Origin of the sequence: Roseimicrobium gellanilyticum (assembly GCF_003315205.1) — a bacterium.
GTDB classification, from domain to species: Bacteria; Verrucomicrobiota; Verrucomicrobiia; order Verrucomicrobiales; family Verrucomicrobiaceae; genus Roseimicrobium; species Roseimicrobium gellanilyticum.
The window spans coordinates 453,618-465,514 of the sequence record NZ_QNRR01000005.1; the positions used below are offsets into that span (position 1 = coordinate 453,618).

The 11,897-nt window shown below is 59.9% G+C and carries 6 protein-coding genes; 2 read left to right on the forward strand and 4 right to left on the reverse strand.

Features of this window, described 5'->3' with window-relative positions; translation table 11 throughout:
* Positions 1 to 45: 45 nt before the first annotated feature.
* The 4 genes from DES53_RS16690 to DES53_RS16705 form a co-directional block, all read right to left on the reverse strand.
* The gene (locus DES53_RS16690; protein ID WP_113959412.1) at positions 46 to 840 is read right to left on the reverse strand and encodes a hypothetical protein; all 795 of its coding nucleotides are present in this window, start codon (positions 838 to 840) and stop codon (positions 46 to 48) included.
* Positions 837 to 1,439, reverse strand: coding sequence for a hypothetical protein (locus tag DES53_RS16695; RefSeq protein ID WP_113959413.1), 603 nt, complete (start codon positions 1,437 to 1,439; stop codon positions 837 to 839). Before DES53_RS16695 ends, DES53_RS16690 begins: the two co-directional genes overlap by 4 nt.
* Positions 1,436 to 2,647, reverse strand: a complete 1,212-nt coding sequence (locus tag DES53_RS16700; protein ID WP_113959414.1) for a PilN domain-containing protein — start codon at positions 2,645 to 2,647, stop codon at positions 1,436 to 1,438. The genes DES53_RS16695 and DES53_RS16700 overlap by 4 nt, the downstream gene beginning before the upstream one ends.
* A gap of 84 nt (positions 2,648 to 2,731) precedes the next feature.
* A complete protein-coding gene (locus DES53_RS16705; protein WP_113959415.1) occupies positions 2,732 to 3,688 on the reverse strand; it encodes a type II secretion system minor pseudopilin in 957 nt (318 codons plus the stop codon).
* 97 nt (positions 3,689 to 3,785) lie between these two features.
* Here DES53_RS16705 and DES53_RS32525 point away from each other — a divergent pair, with 97 nt between their 5' ends.
* Together DES53_RS32525 and DES53_RS16715 are read left to right on the forward strand one after the other, a co-directional pair.
* Positions 3,786 to 4,787 carry a hypothetical protein gene (locus DES53_RS32525; RefSeq protein WP_147263447.1) on the forward strand — a complete coding sequence of 334 codons (1,002 nt, stop codon included), beginning with the start codon at positions 3,786 to 3,788 and terminating at the stop codon, positions 4,785 to 4,787.
* Between the two features lie 166 nt (positions 4,788 to 4,953).
* On the forward strand, positions 4,954 to 11,897 hold a 6,944-nt coding region (locus DES53_RS16715; RefSeq protein ID WP_147263448.1), incomplete at its 3' end, for a hypothetical protein.

Here is an 11,897-nt window from a genome sequence, read left to right on the forward strand (position 1 = left end):
AGACGAGATGTGGATGCTGTCGGGATGATGGCGCCGGATTGGAGGCTAGGGCGCAGGCGCCGGAGCGGCGTCCGGTGGTGGAGCGGGCACCGGTGCAGTGAAGAATCTTCGAGAGGTCTTGGTCGGAGTACCTCGGGATGGCATGGGCAACATGCGTGGTCCGGGCGGTCCTGGGGGGCGGATACTGGCTGGCTCGGAACTTCCGGGCGCGGCGTCTGGACCCACACGCTGTGGCAGAGGTGGGCGAATGGTGGGTGCGGCTCCGCCTGCCCTTTGCGCTGGCTTGGATACGGCCCCCGGACCAGCATCGAGCATGGGTTCGCCATTGGCATTCGGCACTGGCTGGCCGTTGGGGTTCAAGGGGCCGCCTGCTTCTCCGACACCGCGATTTCCGCGTGCGGTTTTGCTGGCGATCAAGTGCTTCCGGTGGTTCTCATCGTAGCGCAGCACGGCAGACTCACCGTGCAGCTCGATCTCCACATAGCTGTCTTTTTTAGCATCCTTGAGCATCACACTCCGGATCTTCATGCCATTGGACGCTGCTTCGGAAGTCTTGATGCGGAAGCTTTCCTTCGTCTTGGCATTGGCAATGACCACCGTCGTCACGCCCTGCACCTGGAAGGCATTCTCAAGCACCAGATCCCTGGCGAAGGATTTCTTCTCCTCCACTACGGGAGCCGTTTTCAGGATGAAGGGGTTTTTCCTCCAGACGCCCTCATAGCGATCCGCCGTGTGCTGCTCCGGGGCAATGAATGTCTCCTGGGCGGAAGCACTGCCGCTGAAAATGATCAGAGCGGTGAGTCCCAGCAGCGTAAGTGTGGCGTGGTAAGGCCGGGTCATGGATTGCCCACCTCAGGGGCTGGCACGGATGGGGGAACGGATGCCGGCGAGGGTGATGAAGTGGCATTCGCGGCACTGGCGAAGTCGGGAGAATACCTCCGCAGGAATGTCACCGTCGCAATCACATCCTGCGACTCGCCCTTGTCCGGTGTGATCTTGAGGCGAGGCACCAGGTAGAACTCCTTTGGGACCAGCGTGGCATGGATCCACTCCAGGATCGGCTTCAACTCTCCTTTGACTGTGAGCGTCACGCCATGCTGACGGTAGTAGGGGGTTTGCGCCGCCACTTCCATCTGGGTCTTCTGAATGTCAAAGCCCGCGCCACGGGCCGCGTGCTCCATGTTGTCGTATAAAAACTTGTCGGCATCGAAGCCGCTGGCGGCCACGGGCTGCGCCTGCCGGATCCACTCATTGCTCGCCTTCCAATAAGGGGCCTGGGCAATCAAGACATCCGACTCCATCTTGGCCAGTTCCAGATCACGCGCCATGCGGTCGAGTTGATGATCCCACTTCAGGAGGCGCTGGCTCAGAACTGCCCCGCCCATGATGGCGGCCAGCACCAGAAAGACTATCAGGAGACGGCGTTCGCTGGCCTTCATGGCGTGCTACCTCCCTGCAGCAGACCCTGCGTGTTGAAGTTGGCGCGGCCATCTTCACCCGCGCTCGGCTGGGGAAAGCTCCACGCATAGTGCTTCAGCGCCGGATTGGCCAGCAGGTCATCCTTGAACTTGATGGCGAGACCCACCGAGCGCGCTTGTCCGGTCATGGCCACCTTCTCCTCGTCCATGGTGAAATCTGTGAGCCGGATGCCTTCATCCGGAATCATGGATACAATCTGATAAAAGATTTCCACCGGGTACCGATCACGATTCGTCGCTGGTTCCAATGCGTACCAGCGATTCTGCGCCTCTCTCACGGCATCCACTTCGGGGGTGAGCTTCGCCTGGAGATCGCCCGCCTTTTGCAGCCGGTGTTCACGGAAAAAGAGTAGCCCCGTCCATCCACCGAAGAACAACACATAGGCTAGGCATGCCAGAGCAATCCAACCCGCCATGCGTTTGCGACGCGTGCGCTCTTCGCGGAGCCTGCCTGCTTCCGGAGGCAGCAGATCCGCATGTACTTTGGGGAGTTGGGGGGCGGGCTTCGCCTCGGTGCGCACACGCACTCCGAGTGCTTCCTTCAGTGTGCTGGTGAAGGCATCTCCCGCCTGCGTCCATACGCGGCAACCGTGAAGCTGGTGAATGAACCCACGTACCTCGAGCGACAACGCCAGGTCCCGAATCTCCCAGGCCGCGTCCGCATTCAACTCGCGGCTCTGCAACACGGAGAAATGCACTACTCCCTGGCCCCGCTGGAATGCCACCACATACCGGCCCAGTTCCTTCCATACGGCCATCTCAGATGCCGGTAATTCGAAAAGACGCGCGCTCACGTCAAACGCCTCAGGCATGCACGCCCTCCACGGTGTGCCGTCGTCTCCGGGCACCAGCGCTGCTGTCCCTGCGAGCGCCTGATGCTGCTCGTCATCCACCTGCCAGCAGGCCCACGTCCGCCCCCACGCTTCCTCCGTCAGACCGAGCGCTTCCCAGTGCAGCGCAGCCGTCTCTTCCAGGCTCACGCCGGCGGATTTCGATGAAAGACTCCAGAAAGGTGCACTGTCCAGGGCAATACACTCGATGGCCCACAGGCCTCCCGCGCGGCCATCATCTGTCTCGGCCCGCTTCCACGCGCCTGCGGAATCGCCGAGCCAGAGCTCGCGATTTTCCTCACCGGGTAACCGGATGCATTGCGATTTGGGGGAAACCATGCCTTCGGAAGAAAACTTCCTATATTACCGGATTCCTCTACAGCAGCCTACACTAAAAGTGTCAACTTCGTCACGCGTAAGTCCTCATTCAGATGGCTGGTCGGTCACCATTTCTTTCCACTCCAATATTTGCGGACGGCCCCCGCTCTTGCGCAGCACCACCACGACAGTGCGCGCATAGTCACCTATGCGCCCGGTGCTTTCAATGCGCGTCGTGCTGCCCTTTACAGTGAGGAGAGGAGTGAGCGCCTCCGCCTCCGCCCCGACACCCAGCATCGTGAGCGCCTCCTCCACGGAGGTCAGTGGCAAATCATCCACCGTGTGGGCGATGCCGTCGGAACCCGAGCGCTGCGCCACCAGCGTTTGTGCCCGGGAGAGCGAGGCTCCCGTGAAAACGGCAATCAATTCGGCTGGCGCCTCATTGAGATCAAGCTGTCCGCTCCCATGGAAGGTCACCCAATCCTGCCAGTCCGGTCGAGCGAGCGTGAGCTGCTCCATCCCTGAGACCAGCGCCATCTCCTCCACCGTGCGCAGCTTGCGGTTGTAGGGGCGGCCCGGGATGCCCATATCCCGGTAGTGGCTTCCCTCTGCACCCTTCAAACGCTGGAAATCATCCTCGTCCGCCCAATCCATCATGCGATCCACCAGCGTCTCCGCATCGGACTCCGGAAGGCCCCAGCCCACAAAGACCCGCTCCAGCAGCGCCCGGCGTTCCTCCGTCAGCAGGGAATTGATGTGCAATCGTGACTCCTCCGTGGAGATGTGAGTCTCGTAGCTCTCCTGAGCGGAGACCCGTGCCCGCAACAGGGGGTCAGAGGGTTTCACCCCAGGGTGTGCCGCCACGGCAATCCCCATCTCCGCGAGTTGCCGCGCCCGCTGGACGGATTCCCGCGACCACGCCGTCTCCACATCCTGCCGTACCACCATCAGTGCGGTCACCACCATGAAGGAAAGCAGCGCCACCACCCAAAGTACAATCAACAGGGCAGAGCCACGTGCTGCTGCCAGTGGGGATGATGCGCGATGCCGGGGGAAGTGCATGCCGGGGTCAGCTCATGAGCATGATGGCACGACGGGCACATCTTGCACATGGAGAAAATAGGATTGCATCATGACACGGACTTGATCAATCTCTCTTATGCCCGACGCTAATTCCCCGTATTCCTCCCCCGGTGCACCCCAATGGGTCGAGTTGCTCCGCCACCAGCTCGTGAGTGTTTCAGAGGATCGCCGCCGCGTCATGCTTTGGAGTGCGATTCTGGCGCTGGGCTCGCTGATGCTGATTGGCCATGTGGCGAGCATTCCGTGGTTCCTGGCCCTGGTGCCTCTGGTTCTGCTTGCGATTTGGAATGCCTGCCTCCTGGTTCGTCAGCGGCAATATCAGGCTGCTTGGGATGGGCTCTTGGAGAAGAGCGGTGACGGAAAATCCAGCGGCTCCGGCAAGGCGGCCGTGGCGGTGGTCTCGGCTCGCGAGTTGGGGGTTCGTGACGTCCCGGCCACGTTGGGAGCCTTGGTGGCGCCTTCGGTCCTGGTGTTCCATGGCTTGCTCCTCGGCGCGGTGGTGACAGGTGGGGTGGTTCATGAGTTGAACCCCCATGGTCCGGCACACGGGAAGAGCGAGCTTGCAAGTGCGGCGTGTGGCTGCGGCGGAGGAGACAGCCGTGTCGCAGGGGCGAAGGGTGAAGGCTCCGGATGCGGTTGCGGCGGCGGGGGCAGTGCCGGGGCAAATGTGGCGACAAGGTCCACTCCCCCCGTGACGAGGCCTCCCACCACGCCTCCCCGGAACTTTAACAACGCGGTAAATCGCCCCTCACAAGGGCCGCCGAATGCCGCTTATCCCACCCGCCCAGTCCCCGGCCTGCCGGGTGCACAAGCTCGTACTCCTGCTCAGCCCGGCACCATGGCACCAGGGGGGACACCAAGCCTGCAACCGCCTGGACCCCAACCGGTTGGTCCAGGCGTCAACCCAGCGGTCGGCCCAGTACCCGGGCCTGCCCAAGTGCCTCCGACAGGTCCATCGGCCTCGCCGCCCACACCCTCTCCCGCAGGACCGGCGGCAGCCCCACTTCCAGTGGCACCCGTACCCAAGGCACCGGTGACGAGTCCTCAAACGCCAACGACCTCGGCGCGACCGAGTTAGGCGGATTTCGCATTGGGTATTTTAAGATGGAGGACGGGTCTCTATAAGAGACTCGCTTGGTGCGGTCGCTTATTTCTTTACCGTCACCGGGTGAATTTCTTAGAAAAACCTCGATCTGCTAAGGACCTTCTGATTTTCTCTGCTCTGTATTTGCCCGGAGAAAATCATGGCCTCGACGCAAGCTCCCGCCCGCCTTCGTTCTCAACCCCTTCTGGCCCGCTACCGCCGCCCTTGGATCGGCTGGCTACAGGTATTTACGGCCGGACTGATGCTTCTGGGGCCGCTGCCTTCCCGCGCAAGTTGGTCGGACACGGATTCAGACAGCCAGAACGACACATGGACGGATCCCACCAGCAACCAGATGACCGCGCTGGCGGATATGAATTCGCAGAACACCGATGTGGATGGCGACGGCGCCACCAATGACGAGGAAGCTGCCGAAGGTTCAGATCCCTATAGCTACGACACGGATCGCGATGGTCTCAACGACGGTGACGAGCTGCATTTGGTAAAGCCGAGCTTGGGGGTGTCCCTCACCAATTGGGACAGTGACAGTGACTTCGTCAGTGACTACGACGAGTGGTACAACTTCAGCGGGGTGACCTATCCTGGCGGTCAGCTTCCTGAACTTCCCTACGCAAGCTATTCCGACTACGACGGAGACGGAATCAAGAATCCCGTCGATGCTGATCCCACGGATCCCTCAAATCCGTCCACCACCGATTCTGATGGAGACGGGATCATGAACTCGTCCGATCCATTTCCGTCAGACTCGTCCAACTATAGCAGCGTCAACAGTTACTACTGGTATGGCGATGTTTTTGGAGATGCTGACGGAGATGGAACTCCCAACTGGCAGGATAGCGATCCCTATTCCACCAATATGCCAACTACCACCGGAGACTCGGATGGGGACGGTATTCAGGATGGCCAGGATCCCTACCCGAATGACAGCACGAACTACAGCAGTGTTAACGGCATTGCCTGGCATGTAGACTTCAGCGGGGATGCTGACAGTGATGGTATTCTCAACCACGTAGATCCCGAGCCCTACGGTCCCCAAACGCAGGATGCGGATAGTGACGGATTTGTAGACAGCGTGGATCCCTTCCCCAACGACAGCACCAACTACAGCAGTGTCAATGGTACGACATGGTATGAAAACGTGCTGGGCGATGCTGATGGTGATGGAACTCCCAACTGGCAGGACAACGAACCATTCGGAACTCCGGATGCAGACAGTGACGGGTTTGCCGACTCATACGATCCCTATCCCTACGACAGCACCAACTACAGTGCCACGAATGGCGTCAGCTGGTACGCAGATGTGAACGGGGATGCTGATGGCGACTTCACGTTGAATTGGGCGGACAGCACTCCCTATCCTGAGCCGCCATCGAGCACGGATGCTGATGGAGATGGTCTCGATGATGCCAGCGACCCCGCGCCAAACGACTCTTCGAACTACAGCTATTACAACAACCAGCCATGGTACGCGGAAGCCCTCTGGGATGCTGATAACGACGGCACGCAGAACTGGTATGATGCCTGGCCGACAGATCCGTACAACGGCACCTGGTCCGACCCGGATACCGACATGGATGGCATGACAGATTCCATCGATCCCTATCCCAATGATCCATGGAATAACAGTGACTCCGACGCGGACGGCCTGACGGATCTGCAAGAGGTGGGCTTCGGCAGCGCTTCGGGCTTTGGCACGGATCCGTACGACGTCGATACCGACAACGACTACCTCTCGGACTATGAGGAGGTCTACGTCTACTCCACCAATCCGCTGTTGGAGAAGACTGATCCCAATCAGTTGTACCCGGACTTCTATCATGTGCCGAGTGCCGATACGGATGGGGATACCCTGCCTGATAACGTGGAGGACTGGTACACCATCCTTGGGTATGGCTTGGACAAGACCACTCCCGGAGACGCCCAAGGCGACCTGGATGGGGACGGCATCACCAATGCCCAGGCTTACAACGTCGGTTGGAGTCTGGTAGCCAACCTGGTGACCTACGATCTTGACGGAGACGGCATCACGGATGTTCGCGAGGACTATTGGAGCCTGATTCATCCCGGCATCCTCAACAAGGCCGTATTCGCCGATGCCGTGCAGGATCCCGACAACGACGGGGTGATGAACTTTGAAGAGATCGAACTCGGCACGAATCCAGGCATCTCGGATACCAATCTGGCTTACCTCTTCTGGCGTACGGTCGTCGTTGATGAGATCGGTCTGTTGCCAAACCCTGGCAGTCGCCGCGGGGGCTGGCGTATTGCGGGTACGCTCAATGTTTCAAATTGGAAGTCGAGTTATGATGAACGCGGCACGCCAGCGGATCCAAGCGACCCACTGTCCCAAGAACATGGCAACGGTATTCCGGACGGACTGGACGCCTTCCTCTTGGATACATCGGACCTTGCCAATAACATCCCGACAAGAGTGGCCGCAGATGACTTCGATGGTGATGGCCTGTCGGATGTGTGGGAGTACAAGCACCACTTGGGCCTGCGGGATCGCTGGAATGCCCAGCCCCCGGCGGATTGGCAGCCCGGGATGACGCCACCGACGCCCAGCTCGATATTCGGCGCACGCTATGAGCCAACCGACTGGGACGCCGATGAGGACCAACTCACCAATCTGGAAGAGTATCTTGTCGGCACCGATCCGCGGGCAGCCGACTCGGATTCGGATGAATACACTGATAGGGAGGAGGTCCTGGCTGGCACGGATCCCCTGGATTCCAACTCGTACCCAGTGGAGCAACCGGACCCAGGCGAGGTTTTGCCACCCAATCCCGGAGGAGCGGGCCCCAGCCCATCTGCGGCCAAGATGGCGCAAATGCTACCCGCTGGCACACCCCTGGACAAGTCGCTAGGTGGGTTCTCCACTGAGGATGGGGCGCCACCTCCCAACCCACCGATAGTTGAATACGACATTCAAACCATCGATGAAGAAGGGCAGGCCAGTCCCGTACACACGGTGCGGTCGGAGTCAGCATCATTTTGGCATTACCCTGCTCCCGAGGAGCCTGAACCCGGCTGCGGCTGTGGAGGAAATTCCTTCAGCTCGCAGTGTATCTGCGGAGGTCACTGGGCCGAGGTAGACGATTACACGCAGCCCCTGCCTGATGGTACATTTGTGAAGATGTCAGAGTGGGTCTCCGATTGTGAGTGCCTGGAATACACCCCACCGAATAATTTTTCTCGCTCAAAGGGTAAGGTGAGGGTGAGGTTCTCTAATCCCATCACCCGGGGGATGAGGTTCGAGTTTCAGGAGATCAGGTCCGTCACTGGCGGCAACGCATATCCCAGCACGGTGGAGGTCCACATCCCAAAAGGGGGGACGCAAGGGGAGACCCGACAATATGACCCTAGTGAGAACGAGTTGTACGTCATCACGTATTCCGGAGTAGTGGAAGAAGAGCCGGACCCACCTTCTTCCTCTCCACCCTTCACATTGACGGCATCTGATGGTGCTGGCCCGCGCTATCGAAAGATAGGCTTGAATGGTGCGCCGCTGCCGGACTCCAAGCCGCAGGTACAGGATGAGTCCGGGGAGCTGCCGGAGGAAACGTACATCGACGCGCTGACACGCGAGCTGCGCCATTCCGTGACGGAGGTGTATGCCTCCATGGAGAGCTCGTTGTTGCCCCTGATGGTCAGACGCGATGTGGTTGAGGACACCTGGAATGCCAAGTCAGGTCTCAGGGCGGACGAGCGCGCAGATCGTCCCTTTGGCTCAGGCTGGACTTCGAACATCACTTCGCATGTTCGCCTGGAGGACGGCCTCAAAATTTACGTGACGGACGAACAGGGTGCCTCTCAAGTCTTCTTGCGAGATCCGGCGAACGACGGCGGCTGGATACACACCAAGGAGGAGCGTGTGGATACGAAAGCAGGGATGAACACCCTGCACTCTGTGATGGTTGACAACAAGCTCGTGGGATTCACCTATCGCAAGAAATTCGGCACGACATGTCACTATCGGAAGTGCGCTCTCATTCAAACCTTCCCCGCGAATCGTGTGAAGGGAGAGGGCGATCTGATCACCAACCAATACTTCCGGTTGTGGAAGGTGGAAGACCGACTGGGCAATTCCCTGGTGTACACCTATCCATCCACAAAGACGTTGATACCGTACACCATCGCGGATCCACAGCGTCAGGGGCACTATATCTCCATCCGACAGGAGGGTGGTGTGGTGACGCAGGTCCGTGGCCCTGGCGGTGATACTGCCAGCTACAACTACGAGATGGTGGATGGCGCCCCCGTACTTACGGAGGTCAAACGGGGTGGGGCAACAGTGAAATACGCCTACAGCGCGGAGACGGAGCTGGATCCGAATGAACCGCCTCCTGATGAAGACCCCACGCCTGTAAGACACATCGCCGTGAACAAGATCACGGATGAAAACGGGGGTTCATACACCTTCAACCTGCAGTTCAATACCGGTGTCACCTACACAAAATTTCAAGATGATGGACCACAACTCTGCCATCAGATCGGCCTTCCCCGTTATGTGACCAATGTGCAACTTCCTGATGGGAGCAACACCCAGGTGGATGGCATTCGCACCCTGCATGTGGAAAGCCCGTCCTTGGAAGGCGTGGTAGCCGAGGCCAGCACCAACGTGAATGGTCCAGGAGGGAGCACGTCTTACACATTCAGCGATCTGGATGTGTTCGTGCCGCTGGTGCCAGACATCGACAACATTGATGATCCCTTCAGCCGCCATCTGACGGTGAGCTTCCAGAAGATGGAGGTGAGCCGTGGAGGTGGCACGGAGACGTACGAGTTCGATGTGGAGCATGCCATGTCCCTGGTGCAGGCCACGGATCGCAATGGAAACTCGACGGACTTTTCTTACGATTGGTTCGACGATCCGGCGAGTGAGACCAATGCCATGAACGGGGTGAAGACCTTCACCTACGATCCTCTCACGCGTGTCATGGCTTCGGTCACGGATGAAGCCGGCACCCGCACGGAATACACCATCCAGGCAGGCACAGGGTTGCGTACGGAAGAGCGCATCATTGGCAGTGGAGGCACGGTGCGGCGTACGGAGTTCAAGTACGAGGACTCCAAGTTCAGGGGCTTCCTGACGCGCAAGATCGTGCAGTCCAGTGGGAACATGCCCAGCTACACCGTCCAATACACCCCGGACAGCGTCGGCCGCGTGCATGAGGAAAAGGTCATCGGCGGAGGCACCACAAAGTACTACCACGACTACGCGGGGAACAAACGGTTCGTGGTCGACCCGCGCGGGAACTGCACCGAGTTCACCTATGACGCGCGGTACCGTCTGCGCCGGGTGACCCATCCAGACGCTTCGCGCAAGCATCTGGTCTATGACCTGCACGGCAATCTCACCCAGGAGATCAATGAACTGGGGGCTCGCACCACGCATCAATACGACGCGCTGAACCGGCGGGTGAAGAGCACCGTCGAGATGACGGATGCGGACGATATCGTGCTGACCACCTCCTACAACGGGATGAATCTGCCCGTGGTGGAAACGACACCCAATCGGCCCAATACCACGCACGGATACGATGCGCTGGGCCGGCGCACGTCCACCCAGACAGGACCGCTGCACACCACGTTTGAGTACGGGAGCAACAGCGGCAGCTCGGTGTTTGACGTCAGCGGGTTCAAGCCCACCAAGAGCACCGGCCCGCGCGGGGTGGTGACCACGGTGCAGTATGACGACATGTACCGTGCCGTGAGCACGACCGTGAGCGATGGTGGCACCACCACCACGGAGTACGACGCGGTGGGTCGTCCCGTCGAAGTGACAGACGCCCTCGGGCGCAGTACCACGACCACGTATGACGCCCTCGGCCAGGCCATCCGGGTGGATCTTCCGGATGGCACGGAGGTGGAGACGAAGTACACGCAGCTTGGCAAACCCTGGTGGGTGAAGGACGGACTGGGGCGCATCACCGAGACGGAGTATGACTCCGCAGGCCGTGCCATCTCCGTGACCAATCCTCTGGGGCAGACGGTGCACTCGGAATACGATGCCGCAGGGAACGCCATCAAGGTCACGGACGCCCGTGGTCATATCACGGAGAGCAGCTACGACTCGCGCAACCGGCCCATCGAGGTGAAGGCGCCAGCGGTGGTGAATGGTGAGACCGGACAGAGTGAACGGCCCATCACCACCACCACGTACGATGCCGCGGGCAAGCCGCTCTCGGTGACGGATCCCCTGGGGCATGTGACCCTCAACACCTATGACCAGGCGAGCCGCGTGGTGAAGGTGAAGAACGCCCTCCACCAGGAAACGCTCACCACGTACGATGCGAGCGGGAATGTGCTCACCGTCACCGATGCCAATGGCAAGGTGACCACCAATGAGTACGACAGCCTTGGCCGACTCTCCCTGACCACAGATGCCGAAGGCGTCCTCACGGAGTTTGACTACGACCTGTCCGGCAACCGCACCATGGTCAAGGACGGCAAGGGCAACGTGACCACGTTCGACTATGACCTGCAGAACCGGGTGACGGAGGAGCACTATGCCAATGGAGACGAGACCACCTACACGTACAACGCGTTGCAGAAGCTCACGCGTACGGATGCCGCAGGCACCACCAGCTACACGTATGACAACCTCAACCGCCTGCTCACGGTGGACTTCGTCACCGGGCCGGATCGCGCGTATGCGTATGATGATGCCGGGCAGTTGCTGAGCGTCACGGAGACGGGGCATGCGGCGGCCGATGTGAGTTACACCTATGACCTCGCTGGCAAGGTGCTCAGCGAAACCTCGCGGGGCAAGACACACACCTATACTTATGATGCCGCGGGTAATCGGACTGGCACCACCTACAGCACAGGCCGAAGCGAGACACGGACCTATGATGCGCTCAACCGCATCGCCACGCTGGTGGAGGGTGGACGCACCACGACGTGGCATTATGACCTCGCAGGGCGTGCCATCGCCTTGACCCTGGGCAATGGGCAGCAGCAGGACAACCACTATGATGCCGTGGGCAAGCTCACCGCAAGGCATCTGTTCAATCCCAACCAGACCTTGATTGCCACCTTCCAGTGGCAGCATGATGCGGTGGGGAATGTGAGCCAGCA